The sequence below is a fragment of the Streptomyces sp. NPDC104831 genome (assembly GCF_055583025.1).
On sequence record NZ_JBVJOT010000010.1, the window covers coordinates 125333 to 150844 of the forward strand.

Annotated in this window: 24 protein-coding genes; 13 read left to right on the top strand and 11 right to left on the bottom strand. The window is 75.1% G+C overall.

Annotation, left to right across the window (positions count from 1 at the left end):
* Positions 1-83: 83 nt before the first annotated feature.
* Positions 84-1118 carry a hypothetical protein gene (locus ACZ63H_RS10105; RefSeq protein WP_469863379.1) on the bottom strand — a complete coding sequence of 345 codons (1035 nt, stop codon included), beginning with the start codon at positions 1116-1118 and terminating at the stop codon, positions 84-86.
* A 99-nt stretch (positions 1119-1217) separates the two neighbouring features.
* Here ACZ63H_RS10105 and ACZ63H_RS10110 point away from each other — a divergent pair, with 99 nt between their 5' ends.
* Positions 1218-3821: a helicase-associated domain-containing protein gene (locus tag ACZ63H_RS10110; RefSeq protein ID WP_469863381.1), complete on the top strand. Its 2604-nt coding sequence runs from the start codon at positions 1218-1220 to the stop codon at positions 3819-3821.
* 31 nt (positions 3822-3852) lie between these two features.
* On the opposite strand, the gene ACZ63H_RS10115 is transcribed toward ACZ63H_RS10110, so the two are convergent.
* Positions 3853-4392, bottom strand: a complete 540-nt coding sequence (locus tag ACZ63H_RS10115) for a hypothetical protein (RefSeq protein WP_469863382.1) — start codon at positions 4390-4392, stop codon at positions 3853-3855.
* A gap of 137 nt (positions 4393-4529) precedes the next feature.
* Between ACZ63H_RS10115 and ACZ63H_RS10120 the strand changes: the two genes are divergently transcribed.
* A complete protein-coding gene (locus tag ACZ63H_RS10120; protein WP_469863384.1) occupies positions 4530-6179 on the top strand; it encodes a DNA repair helicase XPB in 1650 nt (549 codons plus the stop codon).
* On the opposite strand, the gene ACZ63H_RS10125 is transcribed toward ACZ63H_RS10120, so the two are convergent.
* A complete protein-coding gene (locus ACZ63H_RS10125; protein ID WP_469863386.1) occupies positions 6131-7306 on the bottom strand; it encodes a glycosyltransferase 87 family protein in 1176 nt (391 codons plus the stop codon). The two genes, ACZ63H_RS10120 and ACZ63H_RS10125, sit on opposite strands and share 49 nt — an antisense overlap.
* An 18-nt stretch (positions 7307-7324) precedes the next feature.
* The gene (locus ACZ63H_RS10130; protein WP_469863388.1) at positions 7325-7507 is read right to left on the bottom strand and encodes a hypothetical protein; all 183 of its coding nucleotides are present in this window, start codon (positions 7505-7507) and stop codon (positions 7325-7327) included.
* A 233-nt stretch (positions 7508-7740) separates the two neighbouring features.
* Between ACZ63H_RS10130 and ACZ63H_RS10135 the strand changes: the two genes are divergently transcribed.
* Positions 7741-9804, top strand: coding sequence for a HelD family protein (locus tag ACZ63H_RS10135; RefSeq protein WP_469863390.1), 2064 nt, complete (start codon positions 7741-7743; stop codon positions 9802-9804).
* 42 nt (positions 9805-9846) lie between these two features.
* On the top strand, positions 9847-10569 hold the full coding sequence (locus tag ACZ63H_RS10140) for an LppU/SCO3897 family protein (RefSeq protein WP_469863392.1): 723 nt from the start codon (positions 9847-9849) through the stop codon (positions 10567-10569).
* Here ACZ63H_RS10140 and ACZ63H_RS10145 read toward each other — a convergent pair.
* Positions 10566-11258 carry a copper homeostasis protein CutC gene (locus tag ACZ63H_RS10145; RefSeq protein ID WP_469863394.1) on the bottom strand — a complete coding sequence of 231 codons (693 nt, stop codon included), beginning with the start codon at positions 11256-11258 and terminating at the stop codon, positions 10566-10568. The genes ACZ63H_RS10140 and ACZ63H_RS10145 overlap by 4 nt on opposite strands.
* 211 nt (positions 11259-11469) lie before the next feature.
* Between ACZ63H_RS10145 and ACZ63H_RS10150 the strand changes: the two genes are divergently transcribed.
* Together ACZ63H_RS10150 and ACZ63H_RS10155 are read left to right on the top strand one after the other, a co-directional pair.
* Complete coding sequence (locus tag ACZ63H_RS10150) at positions 11470-12114, top strand: HD domain-containing protein (protein WP_469863396.1); 645 nt, start codon at positions 11470-11472, stop codon at positions 12112-12114.
* A 50-nt stretch (positions 12115-12164) separates the two neighbouring features.
* Positions 12165-13244: a GNAT family N-acetyltransferase gene (locus ACZ63H_RS10155; RefSeq protein ID WP_469863483.1), complete on the top strand. Its 1080-nt coding sequence runs from the start codon at positions 12165-12167 to the stop codon at positions 13242-13244.
* 18 nt (positions 13245-13262) lie between these two features.
* Here ACZ63H_RS10155 and ACZ63H_RS10160 read toward each other — a convergent pair whose 3' ends face one another.
* Entirely contained in the window at positions 13263-13538 is a 276-nt protein-coding gene (locus ACZ63H_RS10160) for a DUF4031 domain-containing protein (protein ID WP_469863398.1), read from the bottom strand.
* Positions 13535-13918 carry a hypothetical protein gene (locus ACZ63H_RS10165; RefSeq protein ID WP_469863400.1) on the bottom strand — a complete coding sequence of 128 codons (384 nt, stop codon included), beginning with the start codon at positions 13916-13918 and terminating at the stop codon, positions 13535-13537. Before ACZ63H_RS10165 ends, ACZ63H_RS10160 begins: the two co-directional genes overlap by 4 nt.
* A 57-nt stretch (positions 13919-13975) precedes the next feature.
* Here ACZ63H_RS10165 and ACZ63H_RS10170 point away from each other — a divergent pair, with 57 nt between their 5' ends.
* Complete coding sequence (locus ACZ63H_RS10170; protein WP_469863402.1) at positions 13976-14881, top strand: MurR/RpiR family transcriptional regulator; 906 nt, start codon at positions 13976-13978, stop codon at positions 14879-14881.
* A 46-nt stretch (positions 14882-14927) separates the two neighbouring features.
* A complete protein-coding gene (gene murQ, locus ACZ63H_RS10175; RefSeq protein ID WP_469863404.1) occupies positions 14928-15878 on the top strand; it encodes an N-acetylmuramic acid 6-phosphate etherase in 951 nt (316 codons plus the stop codon).
* Between the two features lie 29 nt (positions 15879-15907).
* On the opposite strand, the gene ACZ63H_RS10180 is transcribed toward murQ, so the two are convergent.
* A complete protein-coding gene (locus tag ACZ63H_RS10180) occupies positions 15908-16594 on the bottom strand; it encodes a class I SAM-dependent methyltransferase (protein ID WP_469863406.1) in 687 nt (228 codons plus the stop codon).
* 89 nt (positions 16595-16683) lie between these two features.
* On the opposite strand from ACZ63H_RS10180, the gene ACZ63H_RS10185 reads away from it, so the two are divergent.
* Positions 16684-17256, top strand: coding sequence for a hypothetical protein (locus tag ACZ63H_RS10185; protein ID WP_467935013.1), 573 nt, complete (start codon positions 16684-16686; stop codon positions 17254-17256).
* Positions 17257-17263: 7 nt separating this feature from the next.
* Here ACZ63H_RS10185 and ACZ63H_RS10190 read toward each other — a convergent pair whose 3' ends face one another.
* A complete protein-coding gene (locus tag ACZ63H_RS10190; protein ID WP_469863407.1) occupies positions 17264-18391 on the bottom strand; it encodes an NADH:flavin oxidoreductase in 1128 nt (375 codons plus the stop codon).
* Positions 18392-18613: 222 nt separating this feature from the next.
* On the opposite strand from ACZ63H_RS10190, the gene ACZ63H_RS10195 reads away from it, so the two are divergent.
* Genes ACZ63H_RS10195 through ACZ63H_RS10210 form a run of 4 tightly spaced genes read left to right on the top strand, consistent with a single transcriptional unit; the run spans position 18614 to position 23173 of the window.
* Positions 18614-19987, top strand: coding sequence for a nucleotide sugar dehydrogenase (locus ACZ63H_RS10195; RefSeq protein ID WP_469863409.1), 1374 nt, complete (start codon positions 18614-18616; stop codon positions 19985-19987).
* Positions 19984-21462 carry a glycosyltransferase family 2 protein gene (locus ACZ63H_RS10200; protein ID WP_469863411.1) on the top strand — a complete coding sequence of 493 codons (1479 nt, stop codon included), beginning with the start codon at positions 19984-19986 and terminating at the stop codon, positions 21460-21462. The genes ACZ63H_RS10195 and ACZ63H_RS10200 overlap by 4 nt, the downstream gene beginning before the upstream one ends.
* Complete coding sequence (locus tag ACZ63H_RS10205; protein ID WP_469863413.1) at positions 21459-21617, top strand: hypothetical protein; 159 nt, start codon at positions 21459-21461, stop codon at positions 21615-21617. The genes ACZ63H_RS10200 and ACZ63H_RS10205 overlap by 4 nt, the downstream gene beginning before the upstream one ends.
* Complete coding sequence (locus ACZ63H_RS10210) at positions 21614-23173, top strand: polysaccharide deacetylase family protein (RefSeq protein ID WP_469863414.1); 1560 nt, start codon at positions 21614-21616, stop codon at positions 23171-23173. Before ACZ63H_RS10205 ends, ACZ63H_RS10210 begins: the two co-directional genes overlap by 4 nt.
* Positions 23174-23294: 121 nt before the next feature.
* On the opposite strand, the gene groL is transcribed toward ACZ63H_RS10210, so the two are convergent.
* Together groL and ACZ63H_RS10220 are read right to left on the bottom strand one after the other, a co-directional pair.
* On the bottom strand, positions 23295-24917 hold the full coding sequence (gene groL / locus ACZ63H_RS10215; protein WP_362189398.1) for a chaperonin GroEL: 1623 nt from the start codon (positions 24915-24917) through the stop codon (positions 23295-23297).
* A 331-nt stretch (positions 24918-25248) separates the two neighbouring features.
* The gene (locus ACZ63H_RS10220; RefSeq protein WP_004986573.1) at positions 25249-25452 is read right to left on the bottom strand and encodes a cold-shock protein; all 204 of its coding nucleotides are present in this window, start codon (positions 25450-25452) and stop codon (positions 25249-25251) included.
* Positions 25453-25512: the final 60 nt, after the last annotated feature.

Sequence of the window (25512 nt, forward strand, 5' to 3'; positions counted from 1 at the left end):
CGCCGGGTGCGGGGCGGTCCGGCCGCGTGGTCGTCCGCGTCCTCGGGCGGGTGCGGCGCGGGCCGGCCGCCACCGGCCCGGCGCTACCTCTTCCGCTGTGAACGCCACACCAGGTACAGCGCCGAGGCCACCGCCGCGCCCCGGACCACCCACGGCCAGGTCTCGCCGATCGCGTCGCCCATGTGCCCCTGAGGGATCGGGGTGCCCCAGCGGCCGTCGGTGCGGCCCCACAGCCAGAGCAGGCCGGCCGCGACCGCCGCGCCGGGCAGGACCATGACGGCCCACTTGGTCTCCGCGGGGGTCAGCCGGCGGGAGCCGTAGGCGATGGCCCAGCCCGCGAGCAGCGCGAACCAGTTGCCGAGGACCGCGCCGGCGGCCAGCGCGGCGGCGGCCAGCAGCAGGAGGGGGTTGGACCAGCCGGACAGCGGCCCGCGGGCGGGGGCTCCGGCCGGGGCGTCCTCGGCGCGGGCCGGGAGCAGTCCGCGCAGCCTGCGGCGCGCGGCGGGCGCCGCCGGCCCGGTCCCGGGCGGCGCCTCGGCCGCCGCCTCGGTGGGGGCCGGGCCGGCGGGGGCCGGGTCCGCCTCCCGCGGGGGGCGCTTGAGCAGGTCCGGGATCTCCACGCCGCCGACGAACCCCGGCACCGGGTCGACGTCGGCCCGCGGGCCGCGCACCCGCCACCAGTCGGGCGGCGCCGCGCCGTCCCCGAGTTCGTGCGCGGGGGCGAGGTGCGGCGGGGCCGGGGCGTCCGGCGCGGCGGGCGGCCGGGGCTCTGCGGGGCGCGGGCGCGGCACGGCCCGGCGCAGCCTCTTCGGCCGCTCCGGCTCCGGCGCCCGTTCCCCGGCGGAGGGCTGCGCGGGGACGGCGGTGGCGGGCGGCTGCGGGGCGCCGCCGGTGGCGTCCGCCGCCGTGACCACCTCGTCCGGGCTGCCCAGCCGGTCCAGGATGCGGCGGACGGCGGCGGGCGAGTCCACCGTCGCCTTCGCCCGGTGCCGGTCGATCTCGTTGCGCAGCTCGGACACGAGCCGCATGCGCGTCGCCGACGGCAGCTGGCGCTGCTGGGCGATGTCACCGACGCGGCTCAGATACTCGTAGACGACCTGGTCGCTCTCGATCCCCACGGAACCCCTCCGGGGTGCGCCGACTGAAACCCCGGGAGGGACGGTACCGCTTCTCGCGGGATGTCCTCGGCCCCTGGGTTGTCCGCTAACGTTGACCGGATGAGCCCCGAGGCCCACTCAGCCCCTCGGTCCCTCGCGGAGGCACTCCGCGCACGGGACGACTCCTCCCTCGCCGCGCTGCTGCGCAGCCGCCCGGACCTCGTCACCCCCGTGCCCAGCGACCTCACGCAGCTCGCCACGCGCGCCGGCACCCGTGCCTCGGTGCTGCGCGCCCTGGAGCGGCTGGACCGGTTCGCGCTGCAGACGGCCGAGGCGCTGGCCGTGGCCCCGGACCCGGCGCCGTACGACGCCCTGCTCGGGCTGATGGCCGGGGACGCGGGCGACGCGGCCGTGGCCGGCGCGCTGCCGCGGGCCCTGGGCACCCTGCGCGAACAGGCGCTGGTGTGGGGCGGGGACGACCGGCTGCGGCTGGTGCGCACCGCCCGCGAGGTGCTGGCGCCCTCGCCGCAGCACCCGTCCCCGACCGGGCTCGGGCCGACCGTGCGGGAGGCCACCTCGGGCATGTCGCCGGGGCGGATCCAGGAGATCGTGACGACGGCCGGGCTGCCGTCCACGCACGACTCGGTGTCCGCCGTGACCGCGCTGACCGCCCTGTTCACCCACCGCAGGAAGCTGGCCAGGCTGCTCGCCCAGGCCCCCGAGGCCGCCCGCGAGGTGCTGGACCGGCTGGTGTGGGGGCCGCCGTACGGGCAGGTCACGGCGGAACCGGCGGCACACCTGCGCTGGCTGCTGGACCGGGGGCTGCTGCTGCCCACCGCCCCCGGCACGGTCGTGCTCCCCCGCGAGGTCGCCCTGCACCTGCGCGCCGGCCGCGCCCACCGGGCCCCCGAGCCGCTGCCGCCCGCCGTGGTGCCGGCCGCGACGCACGGCCCGCGGGTGGTGGACGCCACCGCGGCCGGACAGGCGTACACCGCGCTGGCCACCGTGGAAGAGCTGCTGAAGGACTGGGACGAGGGCGGCCCGGCCGTGCTGCGGGCCGGCGGGCTGAGCGTCCGCGACCTGAAGCGGACGGCCGTGGCCCTGGACGTCTCCGAGCCGGTCGCCGCCTTCTGGGTGGAACTGGCGTACGCGGCGGGACTGATCGCCTCCGACGGCGAGGCCGACGAGCGGTACGCGGCCACCCCCGCCTACGACGAGTGGCTGGAGCGCCCGCCGGCCGAGCGCTGGGTCCGGCTCGCCCAGGCGTGGCTGGCCGCCACCCGGACCCCGGGGCTGGTCGGCGGCCGGGACGCCAAGGACCGGACCCTGTCGGCGCTCGGCCCCGGGCTCGACCGGTCCGCCGCGCCCGAGGTGCGGCACCGGGTGCTGTCCCTGCTGGCCGGGCTGGGTCCGGGCGCGGCCCCCGACGCCGGGTCGGTGCTGGCCCGGCTGCGCTGGGAGCGCCCGCTGCGGGGCGACCGCCGGGACGGCGAGGAAGATTTGCGGTCCCGGCTGGCCCGCTGGACCCTGTCGGAGGCCGAGCTGCTGGGCCTGACCGGCCGGGGCGCCCTGTCGGCCCACGGCCGCGCACTGCTGGGGGCACCCGCGGGCGACGACTCCGGTGCCCCGGCGGGCGACGGCACCGGCACCCCGCGGCCCGGGGCGGCCGTGCCCGGCGGTTCTCCCTCCGAGGGTCCCGGGCCCGGCCCCGGGGACAAGCTCCCCGTGCACCGCCACCGCACCGCCCCCGACCGGCCCGTGCCCCTTACCGGGCCCGAGGAGGCCGCCGCGGGAGCCGCCGCGGCGCGGCTGCTCGCGCCGCTGCTGCCCGAGCCCCTGGACCACGTGCTGCTCCAGGCCGACCTGACGGCGGTCGCCCCCGGCCCGCTGCGGCGCCCGCTCGCGGACACGCTGGGCGTGCTCGCGGACGTGGAGTCCAAGGGCGGGGCGACCGTGTACCGGTTCACCCCGGCCTCCGTCCGCCGGGCCCTGGACGCCGGCCGGACCGCCGCCGACCTGCACGCCTTCCTCGCCGAGCACTCCCGCACCCTGGTCCCCCAGCCGCTCGCCTACCTGATCGACGACGTGGCCCGCAGACACGGCCACCTGCGGGTCGGCGCGGCCTCGGCGTACGTCCGCTGCGACGACGACGCCCTGCTGAACGAGATCCTCGCCGACAAGCGCGCCGCCGCCCTGCGCCTGCGCCGCCTCGCGCCGACCGTGCTGGCGGCGCAGACCGACCCGGCGACGCTGCTGGAGGGGCTGCGCGCGATGGGGTTCGCGCCCGCCGCCGAGTCCGCCGAGGGCGATGTGCTGATCGCCCGGGCCCACGCGCACCGCACCCCGCCGCGCACCGCGCCCGAGCCGGTGCCGGACGGTCCGCCGCCGCCCGACGCCACGCTGCTCTCGGCGGCGATCCGCGCGATCCGGGCCGGTGACCTGGCCGCCACCGCGCCGCGCAAGCCCGTCGGCGAGCCCCCGGCGGGCGGCGAGCTGCCCCGCACCTCCTCGGCCGAGACCCTGGCCACCGTGCAGGCCGCCGTCCTGACCGGCGACTCGCTGTGGATCGGCTACGTGAACGCCGAGGGCGCCGCCAGCCAGCGGGTCATCTCCCCCATCCGCGTGGAGGGCGGCTTCGTCACGGGCTACGACCACACCGCGGACGAGGTCCGCACCTACCCCCTGCACCGGATCACGGGGGTCGCGGAGCTGGCGGACGGCTGACCCGGGCCCGGCGGCCCCCGATACCGCCCCCTCAGCAGTCCCGGACCGGTGTGTCCTCCCGCAGGCCGTAGCGGGCGCGGGCCGCGTTCTCCAGGGGGGCGGACGACATCCCGTCGCGCAGGGCGGACGCCCCGAGGCGGCCGAAGCGGGACCTCGTCCAGCTCGCGTGGCCCGCGCCGTCGGGGGCCCGCTCGTGGGAGACCACCCGGTAGCGGCCGTCGGCGGCCCGCGCCAGCCGCAGCACCTGCGGGACGCGTCCGCCGCCGCACTCCACCAGGCCGCCGTCGCGCACGCCGTACTCGACGCACAGCGTGTCGACGCCCGCCCGCACCTCGTACCCGTGCCGCTCCAGGCCGACCGGCTCGGCCCGGCAGAACCAGTGCGCGTCCAGCCCGGGCACCTCCTCGCCGTACCCGGTGCCCCGCTGCTCCGCCGCGAGGCGGGCCTCGATCACCGGCCGGACCTCCTCCCACAGCCGGGCGTCGACCTGTCCCGGCCGCATGGCCCACACGCCGGTGCCCATCAGCACCACCACCGCCCCCGCACCGGTCGCCCATCTGACCGCCGTCATCCCGCGCCCTCCCCTCGATCCCCGTCGCGGGTGTAGACCCGCGGGGCCGGGGCGGGGTTGCACGGCGCACGCCCCCGGACAAACCGTTCGATGAGGCACACTGGACGTTTGGCCGTTGTGGAAAGGGTGTGCCGCGCGTGAATGGTCCACTGATCGTCCAGTCCGACAAGACCCTGCTGCTGGAAGTCGACCACGAGCGGGCCGACGACTGCCGGCGGGCCATCGCGCCCTTCGCCGAGCTGGAGCGGGCGCCCGAGCACATCCACACCTACCGGGTCACCCCGCTCGGCCTGTGGAACGCGCGCGCCGCCGGACACGACGCCGAGCAGGTCGTGGACGCCCTGGTGGAGTACAGCCGCTACCCGGTGCCGCACGCGCTGCTCGTCGACATCGCCGAGACGATGGACCGCTACGGCCGGCTCACCCTCAGCAAGCACCCCGCGCACGGACTCGTCCTGACCACCACCGACCGGCCGGTGCTGGAGGAGGTGCTGAAGTCCAAGCGGATCAGCCCGCTGGTCGGCGCCCGGATCGACCCGGACACGGTGGCCGTGCACCCCTCGGAGCGGGGCCAGATCAAGCAGATGCTGCTGAAGCTGGGCTGGCCGGCGGAGGACCTCGCCGGGTACGTGGACGGCGAGGCGCACCCGATCGACCTGCTGGAGGACGGCTGGGCGCTGCGGCCGTACCAGAGGCAGGCCGTGGAGAACTTCTGGCACGGCGGCAGCGGCGTCGTCGTGCTCCCGTGCGGCGCGGGCAAGACGCTGGTCGGCGCCGGTTCGATGGCGCGGGCGAAGTCGACCACGCTGATCCTCGTCACCAACACCGTCTCCGCCCGGCAGTGGAAGCACGAGCTGGTGAAGCGGACCTCGCTGACCGAGGAGGAGATCGGCGAGTACAGCGGCACCAAGAAGGAGATCCGGCCGGTCACCATCGCCACCTACCAGGTGCTGACGACCAAGCGGAAGGGCGTCTACCCGCACCTGGAGCTGTTCGACTCCCGGGACTGGGGGCTGATCCTCTACGACGAGGTGCACCTGCTGCCCGCCCCGGTCTTCAAGTTCACCGCCGACCTCCAGGCGCGGCGCCGGCTGGGGCTGACGGCCACCCTGGTGCGCGAGGACGGCCGGGAGTCGGACGTGTTCTCGCTCATCGGGCCGAAGCGGTTCGACGCGCCGTGGAAGGAGATCGAGGCGCAGGGCTACATCGCGCCCGCCGACTGCGTCGAGGTCCGGGTGAACCTGACGGACTCCGAGCGGCTGGCGTACGCGACGGCCGAGGCGGAGGAGAAGTACCGCTTCTGCGCGACCACCGCGACCAAGCGGAAGGTCACCGAGGCGATCGTCCGCCGGTTCGCGGGGCAGCAGATCCTGGTCATCGGCCAGTACATCGACCAGCTGGACGAGCTGGGTGAGCACCTGAACGCTCCCGTCATCAAGGGCGAGACCTCCAACGCCCAGCGCGAGAAGCTCTTCGACGCCTTCCGCGAGGGCGAGATCAGCGTGCTGGTGGTGTCGAAGGTCGCGAACTTCTCCATCGACCTGCCGGAGGCCACGGTCGCCATCCAGGTGTCGGGCACGTTCGGCTCCCGGCAGGAGGAGGCCCAGCGGCTCGGCCGGGTGCTGCGCCCCAAGGCCGACGGCCACCAGGCGCACTTCTACTCGGTGGTCGCCCGCGACACCATCGACCAGGACTTCGCCGCGCACCGGCAGCGGTTCCTGGCCGAGCAGGGCTACGCCTACCGGATCGTGGACGCCGACGAGATCCTGGCGGAGGGCGCGGCCTGAGACCCCCGGCGGCGCGCCCCCGCCCCCGCCGCCAGCAGGACGAGCGCCAGCAGCGGGTACGGCGACGCCGCCGGCTGCTGCCACCACGGCAGGTGCAGGTCCCGGTCGCCCGCGTGCGGGACGAGCCACAGGGTGCGGGCGGTGAAGACCGCCGCGGTGACGGCCGCCGCCCGGCGGCGGCCGTCACCGAGCAGCACCGCGAGCAGCGGCACGCACCACACCCAGTGGTGGGACCAGCTGATCGGGCAGACCAGCAGGGCCGTGAGCCCGGTGAGCAGGATCCCGTGCCGCTCGTGGCGGGCGCGGCCGGCCAGCCACAGGCCCACGCCGCCGGTGACCAGCGCCGGCAGCACCCAGCCGGGGCCGGGCGCGGGGTCGCCGAGCAGCCGCGCGATCAGCCCCTGGAGGGACTGGTTGTCCACGATCCACGCCTTGCCGACCCGGCCGGTCTGCCACAGCTGCCGGCCCCAGAAGGAGACGGTCGCCGAGGGCAGCAGGACGGCGCCGAGCGCGACCGTCCCCGCGAAGGCCGCGAGGGCCGTCGCCGCCTCCCGGAGCCGGCCGCGCAGCACCAGCCAGGCCAGGAACACGGCCGGGGTGAGCTTGATCCCGGCCGCGATCCCGAGGGCCGCTCCCGCCCACCGGGCGCCCGGGGGCCGGGTCAGGTCCCACAGGGTCAGGCAGGCGACGGCCAGGTTGACCTGGCCGAACAGCAGGGTCTGGAAGACCGGTTCGAGCCACAGGGCGAGGGCGGTGGCGGCGCACACCAGGGGCGGGGCCGGGGCGCGCCGGGCCAGGCGAGCGGACAGGACGACGAGGGCCGCGAGCAGGAGCACGTTGCCCGCGAGGAAGGCCGCCTTCAGGACGGGAACGGGCAGCCAGGCCGCCGGGACGAACAGGATCGCCGCGAACGGCGGGTAGGTCGCGGGGAGCCGCCACTCGGTGACGGTGAAGCCGTACAGGTCGGCGCCGCGGGCCACGGCCGCGCCCTCCGCGCGGTAGACGAGGAGGTCGGCCATGGGTGCGCCGCGCAGGGCGCACAGCGTGGCGAACGAGGGGAGGGAGAGGGCGAGGAGGAGCAGGGCAGGGAGGAGGGGCAGGCGGGGCATCACCGTCCGTTTGCACACGGACGCGACCTTATGTTGCTATTTGCGGATCATGCCCGCTTCCTCGCCGTACTCACCGAGGATGACGACGCCGAAGGCCGCCTCCAGGAACACCCTCACCGCGCGGAGGGCGTCGCCCAGCCGGTGGTGGTGGATGCCGTCGAGGGCCGTGGCGCCCGAGGGGGGCCGGGCGGGAACGGGGTGGATGAATGCTGCGCTCATGTCTCCATGGTGGAACCGCGGGCCCCTCGCCCGCATCGGTCCGCGGAGCCGATCCGGGAACGCGGCGCGTCCACCCCCGGGTGGAGACCGAAAATCATTGGCCCCCACACCGGCCCCTCCCCTAAAATCTCCGCCCTTGCCCGCCTCCCCCTCGGAGAGCCGTCGTCCGGCCGGAAACCGGACGGCACCGTCGTAGCCCACGCCCACGCAGCAGGCCCACCGGAGGCACCCCCTTGTCCACGCCCGCCCACGACCCGCACCCCCCGCTCGACGGCCCGCTGGCCCGGGAGCGCGCCCACCTCGCCGCGTCCCGTGCCGCCCTGCGCGCCATGCGCGAGGACGTGGAGGCCCTCGACATCCGCGACGTCACCGCGAACTGGGTCAACGCCGAGGTCCTCGCCCACCAGATCGACGAGCGCGTCAAGGCGCTGGCCGACCTCAGCGGCACCCCGCTGTTCTTCGGACGCCTGGACTACCTGCGCGCGCCGGGCGCCGAGCAGGCCGAGGGCGCGCGGGGCGAGCGGTTCTACATCGGGCGGCGGCACGTGCACGACGCCGACGGCGACCCCATGGTCATCGACTGGCGGGCCCCGGTGTCGCAGCCGTTCTACCGGGCGTCCAGGAAGAGCCCCATGGACGTCGGGCTGCGCCGGCGCTTCGGCTACACCGGCGGCGAGCTGACCGCGTACGAGGACGAGCACCTGTCCGACCCGGCGGAGGCCGCCACCACCAGCAGACTGCTCCAGCGGGAGATCGAGCGGCCGCGCGTGGGCCCGATGCGGGACATCGTCGCCACGATCCAGCCGGAGCAGGACGAGATCGTCCGGTCCGGGCTGTCCGGCACGGTCTGCGTGCAGGGCGGCCCGGGCACCGGGAAGACGGCCGTCGGCCTGCACCGGGTGGCGTACCTGCTGTACGCCCACCGGGAGCGGCTGGCCCGCACCGGCACCCTGGTCATCGGGCCGAACCGGTCCTTCCTGCACTACATCGAGCAGGTGCTGCCCGCGCTCGGCGAGCTGTCCGTGCGGCAGGCGACGGTGGACGACCTGGTCGCCCACGTGGAGGTGCGCGGCACGGACGAGGCCGCCGCCGCGATCGTCAAGGGCGACGCCCGGATGGCGCGGGTGCTGCGACGGGCCCTGTACGCGCACGTGACCGGGCCCACCGAGCCGGTGGTGGTCGTGCGCGGCTCGCGGCGCTGGCGGGTCCCGGCGTACGAACTGGAGGAGATCACCGACGAGTTGCTGACCCGGGACATCCGCTACGGCGCGGCCCGGGAGGCGCTGCCGCAGCGGATCGCGCACGCCGTGCTGGTGCGGATGGAGCAGGCCGGCGAGGCCCCGGACGACCGGGTGCAGGACGCGGTGGCCCGGAGCAGCGCGGTGAAGGCGGCCGTGAAGGCGATCTGGCCGGCCGTGGACCCGGCGAAGCTGGTGCTGCGGCTGCTGTCGGACGCGGACTTCCTCGCCGAGCACGCGGCGGGGATCCTGGACGAGGACGAGCAGAAGACGATCCTGTGGGCGAGGCCCGCGCGGAGCGTGAAGTCGGCCAGGTGGTCGGCGGCGGACGCCGTGCTGATCGACGAGGCGGCCGATCTGATCCGGCGCACCCACTCGCTGGGGCACGTCGTGCTGGACGAGGCGCAGGACCTGTCCCCCATGCAGTACCGGGCCGTCGGCCGCCGCTGCACCACCGGCAGCGCCACCGTGCTCGGCGACCTGGCGCAGGGCACGACCCCGTGGGCGACCCGCGGCTGGGCTCAGGCGCTGGAGCACCTGGGCAAGCCGGAGGGCGTGGTGGAGGAGCTGACGGCCGGTTTCCGCGTGCCGACGGACGTCATCGCGTACGCCTCCCGGCTGCTGCCGCACATCGCGCCCGGCCTCGCCCCGGTCGCCTCGGTCCGGGAGAACCCCGGGTTCTTCGAGGTCCGTCCGGCCGGCGGGGCGGCCGATGTGGTCGAAGCCTGCGAGCAGTTGCTGCGCAACGAGGGTTCGACGGGGCTGATCGCCGCCGACGCCCGGATCCCGGTCCTGGCCGAGGCCCTTCGGGCGGCCGGCATCCCGTACCTGGCGCCGGGTGAGGAGACCACCCGCGAGCGGCGGCTGACCCTCGTCCCGGCCTCGCTCGCCAAGGGCCTGGAGTACGACTACGTGGTGCTGGACGAGCCGCGGGCCGTGGTGGACGGCGAGCCGGACGAACGCACCGGCCTGCGGCGGCTGTACGTGGCGCTGACCCGGGCGGTGTCGGGCCTGATCGTGACCCACGCGGCGCCGCTGCCCGCGCAGCTCGGCGAGTAGGGTGCTGAGCCGTTCCGGCATGTCCCCCTGGAGAGGCCCCCGTTGAGCACGCCGTACCCGCACTCGCCGTATCCCGCCTACCCGTACCAGCAGCCCGGGGCGCCGTACCCGCCCGCCCCCGGGCCGGGGTGCGAGGTGTGCGGGGCGCTGCCCGCCGCGCCGGTGACGGTGCGCGGGCACCGGGGCATGGTGGTGGTGATGCGGTTCACGCGGCGGCGGGGGACGCTGTGCCGCCCCTGCGCGCTGGCGGTGTTCCGGCAGACGCAGCGGGACACCCTGGTGCGGGGCTGGTGGGGGCCGCTGTCGGTGGTCGTCACGCCGGTCACCCTGCTGCTCAACCTCGGTGCGCTGGCCCGGATCCGGCGGCTGCCGGCGCCGGTCACGGCCGCCTGGCGCCCGCCGCTGGACCCCGGCCGCCCGCTGCTGCGGCGGCCGGCCGGGCTGGTCCCGCTCGCCGTCCTGGCGGCGCTGGTGGTCGCCGTACCCGTCCTGCTCGCGGCCGGCGGCTCCGACGAGCCGTCCGGGGTGCGCTTCCAGCCCCGGCGGAACACCGAGCCGCTGTCGGTCGGGGCGTGCGCGCACAACGACCGCGAGTGGCCCCACCAGGACCTCAGGAACGTGCCCTGCGACTCGCCGGACGCCCAGTACCTGATCACCGACCAGCACAACGGGTACTGCGCGGACGGCGACTACTACGCCCACCTCCAGTACAGCGCGGACGGCTCGACCCCGCTGTGCCTGCACCCGGTGCGGGGGCGCGGCTAGGCCCCGTCCAGCGCGGTGCGCCACCGGGCGACCACGTCCGCCGAGACCGGGCCGCGCCAGCCGGCCGGGCGGGCCGCGCCGCCGATGTGGAACGCCTCGATCCCGCCCTCGCGGAGCCGGGACACGTGGTCGAGCCGCAGCCCGCCGCCGACCATGATCCGCTGCTCGTAGCCGGGGCCGCCGCCCCGCGCGGCCTCGGCGAGCAGGGTGGGCAGGCCGTCGTCCACGCCGGAGGCGGCGCCCGCGGTGAGGTAGGTGTCCAGGCCGGGCAGGTCGGCGAGCTGCTTGCGCAGGGCGTCCCGGTCGGCGGCCCGGTCGATCGCCCGGTGGAAGGTCCACGGGCAGCCGTCGAGCGCGTCCACGACCCGCTCCACGGCGGCCAGGTCGGCGCCGCCGTCCTCGTCGAGGAAACCGAGCACGAACTGGTCGGCGCCGGCCTCCCGCAGCTCGCCGGCCAGGCCGGCCAGCCGGTCCACGTCCCCGGCCGCGAACCCGTCCGCGACGCGGAGCATCACGCGCAGGTCGATGTCGACGGCGGCGCGGATCGCGGCGACGGTGGCGGGCGCGGGGGTGAGCCCGTCGGCCGCCATATCGGTGACCAGCTCCAGCCGGTCCGCGCCTCCGGCCTGGGCGGCGACCGCGTCCTCGACGTCGAGGGCGATCACCTCCAGGACTGCACGCTTGCTCATGGCACCCCATTCATCGGCATTCGTCGGGCGACTACAGGTCTAGTCCAATTCAAGAGTATGCCGGTCCCCGAGCGCCAGCCGTAAGAACGGGGACGGTCGTGAAAGCCGGGGCGGCGGGGAAGACGGGGACCGGCCGTGGGACAGGCCGCCGTGGGACAGGGCCGCCGTGAGGCAGGGGGCCGGGGAGGCCCGGCACGGGACAATGGGGGGCATGGCCGACCTCGACGCCCTGCGTCTCCGCTTCGCCCGCGCCCTGGAGGCAGCCCGCGCCCCCGGCGGCGGCCCCGACCCCGCCCCGTACGCCGACAACCTGCTCGCCCGCTGGCAGGAGCCGCAGCGCCGGTACCACACCATGGCGCACCTCACCGCCGTGCTCGACCACGTCGACGTCCTGGAGCGGTACGCCGCCGACCCGGACGTGGTCCGGCTCGCCGCCTGGTTCCACGACGCCGTCTACCTCCCCGAGCGGTCCGAGAACGAGGAGCGGTCCGCGCGGCTGGCCGAGCGCGCCCTGCCGGAGGCCGGCCTGCCCGGGCCGAGGACCGCCGAGGTGGCCCGGCTGGTCCGGCTCACCGTGGACCACGACCCGGCCGACGACGACCCCGACGGCCAGGTGCTGTGCGACGCCGACCTCGCGATCCTGGCCGCGCCCCCGTCGGCGTACTCCGTCTACACCGCCCGGATCCGCGAGGAGTACCACTTCGTCCCGAACGACGCCTTCCGCACGGGACGCTCGGCGGTCCTGCGCCAACTCCTCTCCCTGCCCGCCCTGTTCCGCACCCCGTACGGCCGGGAGCACTGGGAGGCGACCGCCCGCCGCAACCTCGCCGGCGAGCTGGAAATGCTGTCGACCTGAGCGGGACGGCCGCCTAGGGTGCGGCCATGCGAACGATAAACGGCGACGACGTGACCGAGGCCGTCGCGGGCTGCCTCGCGGCCCTGCGCCCGGCGGTGGACCGCGACTGGACGGGCGTCACGGCCGGACGGCTGGAGTGGGACTGCCGCACCACCGCCGTGCACCTCGCCGACGACCTCGTCGCCTACGCCTCCAACCTGGTCGCCCGCGCCCGGGACGCCTACGTCCCCTACGAGCTGAAGCCCGACGAGGGCACCGGCAACGCGGACCTGCTCCGCATCATCGAGGCGACCGGCGGCCTGCTGGCGGCGGCCGTCCGCAGCGCACCGCCCGGGGTGCGCGCCTACCACCCCTACCCGTACGGCAGCGCCGACCGCGAGGGCTTCGCGGCCATGGGCATCGCCGAGACGCTGCTGCACACCCATGACCTGGCCCAGGGCCTCGGCCTGCCCTACGAACCCCCCGCGGACCTCGCCGAGTCCGTGCTGACCTGGCTGTTCCCGCACGTCCAACCGGGCACCGCGCCCTGGCCGACCCTGCTGTGGGCCACCGGCCGCGGCGAGCTGCCCGGCCGCGCCCCGGTCACCGGGTGGCGCTGGCGCAACAATCTGGTCGTCCCCGCCGAGCGGATCACCCTGACCGGCCTCCGCCCGGCCGTCGCCCACGATCTGCGCCTCGGCGGCGACGGCGGCTTCGACTGGCTCGGCGGCGAGCCGTACACGGGCACCCGGGAGGCCGCCGGGTATCTGGTCAAGGCGTACGAAGCGGGCGTGCACCGGCCCGAGTTCGGGGTCTTCGCCCTGGTCCGCCACGAGGACGGGCGCGCGCTCGGCGGCATCGGCTTCCACGGCGCCCCGGACGAGGAGGGCCGGGTGGAGATCGGCTACGACCTCGTCGAGGAGGCCCGCGGCCAGGGCTACGCGACGGAGGCGCTGCGCGCGCTGACCGAGTGGGCGCTGGCCCGCGAGGACGTCGGCCTGGTGCTGCTGACCATCGAGCACGGCAACACCGCCTCCCGGAGCGTCGCGACCCGCGCGGGCTTCACCCGGGCGACCGTGGAGGAGGAGCGGACGGCCCACGACGAACACGGCATGGGGACGGGGCTCGGGCTGTACCTGCGCAGCGCCTGAACGTCCCGGCGACGGCGGCTAACCGCGCCGCGCCCGCGGCCCCTTGGGCCGGCGCAGGCCCGACTCCCGCAGCAGCCGGACCACTTCCCGGCTGCCGACCTCCACCGCCCCGGCGGCCACCGCGTCCGCGTACCGGTTCGCCGGGAGGTCGTAGTGGTCGCCGTCGAAGGCCCGCCGCGGCAGGCTCAGCCGGGCGGCGAAGGCGTGCAGTTCGTCGTACGACACGTCGCTGACCAGGTGCGACCACATGCGGCCGTGGCCGGGCCAGTCGGGCGGGTCGACGTACAGGGTCACGAGGAGACCGTTCCGCCGGCGGCCGTGCCGAGCGAGCCCACCGACGCGACCCGCACGCCCGCCTTGTGGCACACCCAGTGCGGGTCGGGACCCAGTTCCGGTTCCACGTCCAGCGCGTGCGGGTCGCCGGAGCCGCACACCGGGCACAGCGGCCAGCGTCCGTACCGCTCCAGCAGCGCGTCCTGCACGTCCTGGGCGACCAGCCCGGCGACGAAGGCGGCGCCGTCCGGCCACTGCTCGACCCACCAGCGCCGCTGGGCGACGGACTCCTCGACCAGGGAGACCACGTCCGCCTCCGCGACGTCGCGCGCGACCAGGTCCGCGAGCACCAGGGCGCGGGCCGCGTGCAACGCCTGTTCCAGGGGGCTGATGGGGTCCATGCACCCCATTGTGCGCACTCTTGACCGGGACACCGAACCGAAAATATCTTTCACTACGTGACCCAGGACGTGAAGGAAATTTTCGGGAGCCCGGGCGGCTCGCTCGCCGCGAAGGTGCGCACCCTCGCCCCCTCCATGACCCGGTCCATGCAGCGGGTCGCCGAGGCCGTCGCAAACGACCCGGCCGGCTGCGCCGCCCTGACGGTCACCGGCCTCGCCGAACTGACCGGCACCAGCGAGGCCACCGTCGTGCGCACCGCCCGGCTGCTGGGCTACCCCGGCTACCGGGACCTGCGGCTCGCGCTCGCCGGACTCGCCGCCCAGCAGCAGTCCGGCCGCGCGCCCGCGATCACCACCGACATCGCGGTGGACGACTCCCTGGACGACGTCGTGGCCAAGCTGGCCTACGAGGAGCAGCAGACCCTCGCCGACACGGCCGCCGGACTCGACACCGGGCAGCTCGGCGCGGCCGTCACCGCGCTGGTCGCGGCCCGGCGCACGGATGTGTACGGCGTGGGGGCGTCCGGGCTGGTCGCCCAGGACCTCACCCAGAAGCTGCTGCGCATAGGTCTCATAGCCCACGCGCACAGCGACCCGCACCTGGCGGTGACCAACGCCGTGCAGCTCCGTTCGGGTGATGTGGCGATCGCGATCACGCACTCCGGGTCGACGGGGGACGTCATCGAGCCGCTGCGGGCCGCCTTCGAGCACGGGGCGACGACGGTGGCCGTCACCGGGCGGCCGGACTCGCCGGTCACCCAGTACGCCGACCTCGTGCTGACCACGTCGACCTCGCGGGAGACGGAGCTGAGGCCCGCCGCGATGTCCTCCCGGACGAGCCAGTTGCTGGTGGTGGACTGCCTGTTCGTCGGGGTGGCGCAGCGGACGTACGAGACGGCGGCACCGGCGCTGGCCGCGTCCTACGAGGCGCTGGCGCACCGGCACCGGAGCGCTTCGCGATAGACCGTAGGGACAGCACGTCCCCCTACCGGAGAGAGCCACCCCCCTTATGACCTCTCACGACCTGCGCAGTCAGCTGGCCTCCCTGACCACCGAGGCCTTCCGGCCCGAGCTGGCCGGCATCGACCAGTTGCCCACCCTGGAGATCGCCCGGCTGATGAACGGCGAGGACGCGGGCGTGCCCGGCGCCGTGGCGGGGCAGTTGCCGCGGATCGCCGCCGCCGTCGACGCCGTGGCCGAGCGGATGGCCCGCGGCGGCCGGCTCGTCTACGCAGGGGCCGGCACCGCCGGACGGCTGGGGGTGCTCGACGCCTCCGAGTGCCCGCCCACCTTCAACACCGACCCGGACCGGGTCGTGGGGCTGATCGCGGGCGGTCCCGCGGCGATGGTCACCTCCGTGGAGGGCGCGGAGGACTCCGGGGAGCTGGCCCGCCGGGACCTGGACGCGCTGAAGATCACCCCGGAGGACAGCGTGGTCGGGGTCTCCGCCTCCGGCCGCACCCCGTACGCCGTCGGCGCCGTGGAGCACGCCCGCGCGGCCGGCGCGCTGACCATCGGCCTGGCCTGCAACGAGCACAGCGCGCTGGGTGCCGCCGCCGAGCACCGCATCGAGGTGGTGGTGGGTCCGGAGCTGATCACCGGCTCCACCCGGCTGAAGGCGGGCACGGCCCAGAAGCTGGTGCTGAACATGCTGTCGACGATCACGATGATCCGGCTCGGCAAGACGTACGGGAACCTGATGGTCGACGTGCGCGCCTCCAACGCCAAGCTGCGGGCCCGCTCGCACCGGATCGTCGCGCTGGCCACGGGCGCGGGCGACGCCGAGATCGACAAGGCCCTCACGGAGACCGGCGGCGAGGTGAAGCACGCGATCCTGGCCCTCCTGGCCGGCGTCGACGGCCCCACGGCCGCCCGCCTGCTGGAGGAGTCGGGCGGCCACCTGCGAGCCGCCCTGACCCACGCGGGCGGTGCGCCCGCAGCGCAGCGCGCCGTGCCCTGACCCGCCCCCCGGCCCGGCCCCGCCCCCGGTCAGCCCCCTCGCCGTGCCCCTGGCGCCGGGGCCCGCCACACCAGCGTGTAGCGCCAGAACAGGCGGCGGCGCGGGCGGGCGCCGGGCAGAAAGCAGCGGGCGGTGCGGGTGATCTCGGCGTACGTCTCCCGGGGGTCCCGGGTGGGGGCGGTCATCGGGTCGGGCCGTCGCGGGGCCGGGCGGCCGTGGTTCTTCGCCCAGCCGATGAGCGGGTTGAGCGCGGTGGCGGCCAGCCCGAGCGCGTGGTCCAGGGGGCCGGACGCCCGCGCGCAGCCGACGACGGCCAGGGTGCCGCCGGGCGCGAGCCGGTCCTTCAGGCGGGTGAGGGTCTCGGCGAGCGGGAGGTGGTGGAGCACGGCGACGCAGGTGATCACGTCGTAGGGGCCGTCGGGCAGTTGGCGGGAGGCGTCGGCGAGGAGGTAGGTGACGGGTGCCGTGCCGGGTGTCGACTCCCGTGCCCGGGCCAGGATTTCGGCGTCGGCGTCGAGGGCGTCGACCTCCCGGGCACGCCCGGCGAGCAGCCGCGCCAGCTCCCCGCTGCCGCAGCCGACGTCCAGCGCGGTGCCGAAGCGGCGCGGCAACCGCCGTAGCAGCCAGGGGTGGTAGCGGGCGTTGTGGTCCCAGGGGTGGGCCGCGTTGAAGCGGTGCAGGGCACCGAGGAGGCGGGCCGTACGGGGCGTCGTCATGGCTCCCCACCCCACCACGCGTCCGCCGGTCCCGGGGACGGTGCCGGGCGGGCCGGGGCACCATGGAGGGGAGGAGGCGACCGACCGATATGAACCACGCCCAGCTCACCGCCCTCGGACGGGCTCTCAGGCTGCTCGGGGAGCACGGCGAGGCCCTGACCGCCGACACCCCGGACGCCCGGCTGCACGAGATCAAGGACGACCTGCGGCGCGCCCTGGACCTGCTGGAGGACAGCGTCGCCACCGGCGCGCCCGCCACCCGGTGCCCGGAGCACCCGCAGGGGCCCGTCGACGAGAGCGCCCCCGACCTGTGCCTGCTGTGCGAGACCCGGCGCCGGGCCGCCCGCCGCTCGGAGTACCAGGGCGCCCGCCACCGCCCGGCGGAACCCGCCCCCACCGCGCCCTCCCGGTACGGCGTGCGCGGGGACCGCCCGCAGCCCCAGCAGCGGTGGCTGCCGGAGCTGTGGAACGGCCAGGAGTGGCAGCTGTGCGGCACGCCCCGCCGGGACCGGCACGAGGCGGAGGCCTATCTCGCGGCCCAGCGGCGCGGCTCCCGGCCCGCCATGGCCTACCGGCTCGTCCACGAGTTCACCGACTACGAGGTGCTCCGGGTGTGGGGCACCCCGCTGCGGGTCGACATCGAGCCGATGGGCAATCTCTAGCGGCGCCTCAGCTGAGGGTCTTGGCCGCCGAGGCGTCGTACGGCTTCAGCTCGTCGAAGCGGTCGGCGAGGACCTTGGCCGCCCACTCGGGGTCCTGGAGCAGCGCGCGGCCGACGGCGACGAGGTCGAACTCGTCGGCCTCCAGCCGGTCGAGGAGGTTGTCGATGCCCTTGACCTGGGAGCCCTCGCCCTGGAAGGCGTTGATGAAGTCGCCGTCGAGGCCGACCGAGCCGACCGTGATGACCTGCTTGCCGGTGATCTTCTTGGTCCAGCCGGCCAGGTTCAGGTCGGAGCCGTCGAACTCGGGCTGCCAGTAGCGGCGGGTGGAGGCGTGGAAGACGTCGACGCCGGCCTCGGCGAGCGGGGTGAGGACGGCCTCCAGCTCGCCGGGGGTCTCGGCGAGGCGGGCGGTGTAGTCCTGCTGCTTCCACTGCGAGTAGCGGAAGACGACCGGGAACCCGGGCGAGACCGCCTCGCGGACCGCGGCGACGATCTCCGCCGCGAACCGGGTGCGGGCGACCGGGTCGCCGCCGTAGGCGTCGGTGCGGCGGTTGGTGCCCGCCCACAGGAACTGGTCCAGCAGGTAGCCGTGGGCGCCGTGGATCTCCACGCCGTCGAAGCCGATGCGCTCGGCGTCGGCCGCGGCCCGGGCGAAGGCGCCGACGACGTCGTCTATGTCCTTCTGCGTCATCGCCGTACCGGTGGGCTCGGCGCCCGCGGCGGCCAGGCCGGAGGGGCCGATGGCGGGGGCGTCCGGGTAGGGCGCCTGGCCCTGCTTGCGGACCATGCCGATGTGCCACAGCTGCGGGACGATGGTGCCGCCCGCCGCGTGCACGTCCTCGGCGACCTTCGCCCAGCCCGCGAGCTGCTCCTCGCCGTGGAACCGCGGGACGCGGTCGCTCTCGCCGGCCGACTCGTGGCCCACGTAGGTGCCCTCGGTGACGATGAGGCCGACGCCGGCGGCGGCGCGGCGGGCGTAGTACGAGCGCACGTCGTCGCCGGGGACGCCGCCCGGGGAGAACATCCGGGTCATCGGCGCCATCACGATCCGGTTGGGGACGGTGAGGCCGTTCAGCCGGACGGGGCGGGACAGGACGCGGGCCGCGCGGGAGACGGCGGACGTGGTTGCGGTCATGGAGGCTCCTGGCAGACGACGGGCTTACCGGCTGGTATGTGCGTGCGCATTGTTGCAGCACCTTAAGCAATGCCGATACCCCGGCGCCCCATTCCCCGTCCGGCCGCCGCGGCCCTGTGAGCCCGGCCACATCCGCCGCCCCCACCGGCAACCGGGTGAATTGCCCCCGCTTCCCTGTCGCGCCGCCCGGAAGTCCGAACTACGAGCCTTAAATAACACAGCGTGACTATCGCGCAACACAACACGAGCAGCGGAGTGACCTGGGCGCCCGTCGCCGGACCCGGGGTCACGCGCTGGACCGACCGCCTCGACGCGGCCGGCGAGAACGACCCCGCCCCCCTGCAAGGACTCACCGTCGCGGTCGTCGGCCTCGGCTACGTCGGCCTGCCCACCGCCCTCGGCCTGCTGGACTCCGGCGCCACCGTCCTCGGCGTCGACATCAGCGCACAGCGGCTGGCCGACATCCGCTGCGGCGACGTGGACCTGCTCCCCGCCCAGCACGCCGCCCTGGCCTGCGCCCAGGAGTCCGGGGACTTCCTGCTCACCACGGACACCGGCGCCCTCCCCCGCGCGGACGCCGTGATCGTCTGCGTCCCCACCCCGGTCACCGGTGACCACCGGCCCGACCTGCGCGCCCTGCGCGCCGCCTGCGCCACCGTGGTCGAGCGGGCCGTACCGGGCCAGCTGATCGTGCTCACCTCCACCAGCCACGTCGGCACCACCCGGGAGCTGCTGCTGGCCCCGCTCGCCGCCCGCGGCCTGACGGCCGAGCGGGACGTCCTCGTCGCCTTCGCCCCCGAGCGCATCGACCCCGGCAACGAGCACCACACCCCGGAGACCACCCCGCGGATCGTCGGCGGCTCCGGACCGCTCGGCGCGCGGGCCGCCGCCTTCGTGCTGCGGGCCACCGCCTCGCGCGTCCACGAGGTGCCCGACCCGGAGACCGCCGAGATGGCCAAGCTCTGGGAGAACATCTTCCGCGCGGTGAACATCGCCCTCGCCAACGAACTGTCGGAGGCCTGCGCGCACCTCGGCCTCGCGCCCGTCGAGGTCATCGACGCCGCCGCCACCAAGCCGTACGGCTTCCTGCCGTTCTACCCGGGGCCCGGGGCCGGCGGCCACTGCATCCCCTGCGACCCGTACTACCTGCTGCACCAGCTGCCGCCCGGCGGGCCGGCCGCCCCGGTGCTGAGCGCCGCCATGACCGCCCTGCGCGAGCGCCCCGCGCGGATCGCCCGGCAGGCCGCCGGCCTGCTGCGCGCCGACGGCCGCCCGCTCGACGGCGCCCGCGTCCTGGTCCTCGGGGCGGCCTACAAGCCCGGCGTGTCCGACGTCCGGGAGAGCCCCGCGCTCCGGCTGCTCGGGCTGCTCGCCGAGCGGGGCGCCGACGCCCGCTACAGCGACTGCCACGTGCCGCGCCTGACCGTGGACGGCCGGGAACTGCGCTCCGTGCCCCACCCGCACGACGGGGCCTGGGACCTGGTGATCGTGCACACCGTGCACCCCGGCACCGACCTGGGCTGGCTGGACGCGGTGCCGCGGGTGCTGGACACCCGGCACCGCATCCGCCCCGCCGCCCCCGCCGCGGTCCGGTGAGCGCCGCACCCGGCACCCTGCCCACGGTGTCCGCCGCGGCCGGTTCCCCCCTCCGCCGCCGGCTGCGGACCCGCCTGGGCGGGGCCCTGGAGCGGATGGACCCGCGCGAGCGGGCCGCCCTCGTCCGGCTGTTCGGGCTGATCGCGCTGGCCCCGGTCCTGCTGCTGATCGCCCGGCGCTCGGTCCGGCTGCCCTACGAACCGAGCCTGATCACCTGCTACGGCCTGGCCGTGCTGACCGGCACCGCCGGCCTGCTCTACCTCGCCTACACCCAGTACGACGACCCGGCGGTGCGCACCCTGCGCCGCCGGGCCCCGGACCACGAGACCTTCCCGCCGCTGCCGGAGCGCCCCAGGGTCAGCTTCCTGCTCGCGGTCAAGGACGAGGTCGGCAACGTCGAGGCGTGCGTGCGCTCCATGGCCGCCTCCGACTACCCGCACCTTCGGATCGTGGTCGTCGACGACGGCTCCCGGGACGGCACCGGCGCGGTCCTCGACCGCCTCGGGGACGAACTCGGCATCACCGTCATCCGGCTCGACCGCAACATCGGCAAGAAGGCGGCCCTGGTGCGGGCCTGCGCGTCGGCCGACGGCGACATCCTCGTGTTCACCGACTCCGACTGCGTCCTCGCCCCGGACGCGGTCCGGCACTGCGTGACGGCCATGGTCCGCCACCCGGACCTCGGCGCCGTCAGCGGACACTGCCGCGCCCTCAACCCGCACAGCAGCCCGCTGACCCGGATCCAGGACGTCTGGTACGAGGGGCAGTTCCGGATCGCCAAGGCGGCCGAGGCGGCGTACGGGGCGGTCTCCTGCGTCTCCGGACCGCTCGCCGCGTTCCGCCGCGAGGCCGTCTACAACTACCTGCCCGCCTGGGCGGAGGACCGGTTCGCGGGCGCCCCGTTCCGGTTCGCCACCGACCGGCAGCTGACCGGGTACGTGCTGGGCCAGGCCTGGCGCGGGCGCGCCCTCAAGCGGCGGCACGCCGACTCGCCGTTCGTCGCCGGGCAGGACCACCCCGAGCGGCGCTGGCTGGTGGGCTACACCCGGTCCGCACGGGTGTGGACCAACGTGCCCGCGCGCTGGCGCCCCTTCTTCCACCAGCAGGTCCGCTGGAAGAAGAGCTTCATCCGCAACCTGTTCTTCACCGGCGGCTTCATGTGGCGCCGGGGCCCGGTGCCGGCCCTGCTGTACTACGGCCACGCCCTGTGGGTACTGGCCGCGCCCGCCCTGGTCTTCCTGCACCTGGTGTGGGCCCCGCTGCACTGGGCGGCCGGGCTCACCGCGCTCTACGTGGCCGGGATGCTGCTCAAGGGCAGCATCTGGGGCCTGGCGTTCCGGATCGACAACCCGGGCGACCGGCGCTGGCGCTACCGGCCCCTGATGAGCCTGCTCTCCTGCTGCGTCCTGGCGTGGCTGCTGCCGTACGCCGCCCTCACCCTCCGCCGCGGAATCTGGACGAGGACTCCCGCATGAGCACGACCGCCACACCGTCGACACCGCACCCGCCCCGGCCGGACCGGGTCCGCAGGGGACTCGGCTCCCTCTTCCGGCTGACCGCCGCCGTACTCTCCGCCGCCGCCGTACTCGCCCTCTACTACGTCGTCCTCACCCGGGGAGGCCCCCTGTGACCCGGCACCCTGTGACCCGGCACGGCCGCCCCCGCCCGACCGGGGCCGGCCGCCGGCTGCGCCGCCACGCGGTACGCGGCACGCTGGGCGCCCTGGCCGCCGTCGTGGTGGTGACCCCGTTCGTCGGCGCGTGGACCCACGACAGCGCCCGGCGCGCGGTGTCCGGCCAGGCCGCGCCGCCCCGCGTCGGGGCGGACGCGCTGGACGGGGAGATCGTCGAGGCCCGCGCGAGCGCGCCGGTCGTGCTCGCCTACCACGACGTCAACCCGGACCCGGTCAACGAGTACACGCTCACCCCGGGGCAACTGGACGCCCAGCTGGCCAGGCTGGAGGCGGCGGGCTACCGCTCCCTGACCACCCGGGAGTTCACCCGCTACCTGACCACGGGCACCTCCCCGGCGCCGCGCACCGTCTACCTCACCTTCGACGACGGCACCCGGGGCCTGTGGACCCACGCCGACCGGGTCCTCGCCAGGCACAAGATGCGCGCGGCGTCCTTCCTGATCACCGGCGCCGTCGACACCCACCGCCCCTACTACCTCTCCTGGGCCGAGATCGACCGGATGCAGGCGTCCGGGCGCTGGGACTTCCAGGACCACACGCACCTCAGCCACGAGCGGGCGGCCGTCGACGCCGCCGGGCACCAGGGGTCGGTGCTCGCCAACCGGCTCTGGCTGCCCGGGGAGAAGCGGCTGGAGACGGAGAACGAGTACCGCGTCCGGGTACGCGCCGACCTGGACACGTCGCTGCGGACGTTCTCCGGCCACCACCTGCCCGCGCCGCAGCTGTTCGCCTACCCGTTCTCCGAGACGGCCGGACCGACCAACCTCACCGCCCGGAACACCGCCGTGCTGGACCGGCTGCTGCGGGAACGCTTCGTCGCCTCGCTGACCAACGTCTCCTCGCGCCCCCTGCCGGCCGGGCCCCGCGCGGCCGCCGCGCGCCGGGTGCAACGCCTGGAGGTGGTGCGCGCCACGTCCACGGACGCCTTCGTGAAGCAGCTGAACGAGTGGGTCTCCCGCTCCCCCGCCGAGGTCCCCGAGCCGCTGCGCAGCCCCGAGCAGTGGTGGTTCCCGGGCAGCCCGCCCGGCACCGGCCTCGCGGCGCTGACCGGCAAGGGGGTGGCGCGGGGCACGTACGTGTCGGCCGTCCACCTGCCCATGGGCACGGCGGACTGGAACACCTACCGGGTGACCGCCACCGTCGGCCGGCTCGGCGGCACCGGGACCGGCGCCTCGATCGGGGTCGGCCACGGCAGCCTGGACCCCGTCACGGTCACCGTCTCGGACACGGGGCTGCGGGTGACGGAACGCCCGGCCGACGGCACCGTACGCGTCACGACCACCCGGCTCACCCCGGCGACGGAACACCGGCTGACCCTGGAGGTCTCCCCCGGCCGGGTCCGCGTCACGGTGGACGGCGGCCACGCGGTGACGGCCCGGGCCACGAAGACCCCCGACCCGCCCCGCACCAGCGGCGGCGTGTCCCTGGCGGTGCGCAACGAGACGGCGAACGCCGCCTGGCCCCGCTTCACGGCCCTCCGCATCGCGCCCTGACCGCCCCCGTCCCCCAGGGCCGCGCCGGCCCACCCCGTGCACGCCGAAGGGCGGCACCCCCGGCCAGAAGCTGGGAGTGCCGCCCTTCGGTCGTGGGACCGGTGATCAACCCTCGGGTCGATCAGAAGTCCATGTCACCGCCCGGCATGCCGCCGCCGGCCGGGGCCGCGGCCTTCTCCGGCTTGTCGGCGATGACGGCCTCGGTGGTGAGGAACAGCGCGGCGATCGACGCGGCGTTCTGCAGCGCGGAGCGCGTCACCTTCGCCGGGTCGATGATGCCCTCGGCGACCAGGTCGACGTACTCGCCGGTCGCGGCGTTCAGGCCGTGGCCCGGGGTCAGGTTGCGCACCTTCTCCACCACGACACCGCCCTCGAGGCCGGCGTTCACGGCGATCTGCTTCAGCGGGGCCTCCAGGGCGATGCGCACGGCGTTGGCGCCGGTCGCCTCGTCACCCTCGAGCTCCAGCTTCTCGAAGACCTGCGAGGCCTGCAGCAGGGCCACGCCACCACCGGCGACGATGCCCTCCTCGACGGCGGCCTTCGCGTTGCGGACGGCGTCCTCGATGCGGTGCTTGCGCTCCTTGAGCTCCACCTCGGTGGCGGCACCGGCCTTGATGACGGCCACGCCGCCCGCGAGCTTGGCCAGGCGCTCCTGGAGCTTCTCGCGGTCGTAGTCCGAGTCGCTGTTCTCGATCTCGGCGCGGATCTGGTTGACCCGGCCGTTGACCTGGTCGGAGGAGCCGGCACCGTCGACGATGGTGGTCTCGTCCTTGGTGATGACGACCTTGCGGGCGCGGCCCAGGAGGTCCAGGGTCGCGTTCTCCAGCTTGAGGCCGACCTCCTCGGAGATGACCTCGCCGCCCGTGAGGATGGCGATGTCGCCGAGCATGGCCTTGCGGCGGTCGCCGAAGCCCGGGGCCTTGACGGCGACGGACTTGAAGGTGCCGCGGATCTTGTTGACGACCAGGGTCGACAGGGCCTCGCCCTCGACGTCCTCGGCGATGATCAGCAGCGGCTTGCCCGACTGCATGACCTTCTCCAGCAGCGGGAGCAGGTCCTTGACCGCGGAGATCTTGGAGTTGGCGATGAGGATGTACGGGTCCTCGAGGACCGCCTCCATGCGCTCCATGTCGGTCGCGAAGTAGGCGGAGATGTAGCCCTTGTCGAAGCGCATGCCCTCGGTGAGCTCGAGCTCCAGGCCGAAGGTGTTGCTCTCCTCGACGGTGATGACGCCTTCCTTGCCGACCTTGTCCATGGCCTCGGCGATCAGCTCGCCGATCTGGGTGTCGGCGGCGGAGATGGACGCGGTGGAGGCGATCTGCTCCTTGGTCTCGACGTCCTTCGCCTGCTCCAGCAGGGCGGCGGAGACGGCCTCGACGGCCTTCTCGATACCGCGCTTCAGAGCCATCGGGTTGGCACCGGCGGCGACGTTGCGCAGGCCTTCCTTGACCAGGGCCTGGGCGAGCACGGTCGCGGTGGTCGTACCGTCACCGGCGACGTCGTCCGTCTTCTTGGCGACTTCCTTGACCAGCTCGGCGCCGATCTTCTCGTACGGGTCCTCGAGCTCGATCTCCTTGGCGATGGAGACACCATCGTTGGTGATCGTGGGCGCGCCCCACTTCTTCTCGAGGACGACGTTGCGGCCCTTGGGGCCGAGCGTCACCTTCACGGCGTCCGCGAGCTGGTTCATGCCGCGCTCGAGGCCGCGCCGCGCCTCCTCGTCGAACGCGATGATCTTGGCCATGTGAAGTGGTCCCTCCAGGACTGGGGGTGATTCCTTCGGACCGCGCCCGCGCCCGCGACGGACGGCTCGCCGGCCTCGTGGTTCCTTGCCCCACCCGGCCTGCGGGCCTCACCGACCCGGTCCTTCACTGTCACTCTCACCTTCAGAGTGCTAACGCAATGATTAGCACTCGGCATGGTCGAGTGCAAGCGCCCGGCCGGGTGGGGAGCGTCCGTCAGCCGCCCGCGAACGCCGGAACCGGGGCCGGGCGAGGGGCGCGGCGAGGGCAGGGCGCGGGGCACGGCGAAGGGCCCGCACCCTTCGCGGATGCGGGCCCTTCACTCGAAAACATTCAGGCGGTGACGCGAACCATGTCGGCCTGCGGACCCTTCTGGCCCTGCGAGATCTCGAACTCGACCCGCTGGCCCTCTTCCAGGGTGCGGTAGCCGTCCATCTGAATCGCGCTGTAGTGGACGAAGACGTCCGCACCACCGTCGACCGCGATGAAGCCGTACCCCTTCTCCGCGTTGAACCACTTGACGGTGCCCTGAGCCATGCCTAACTCCCCTATTACTGGCCCTTGCACAGATCCACACTTCGCGGACCCGGGTCAGAC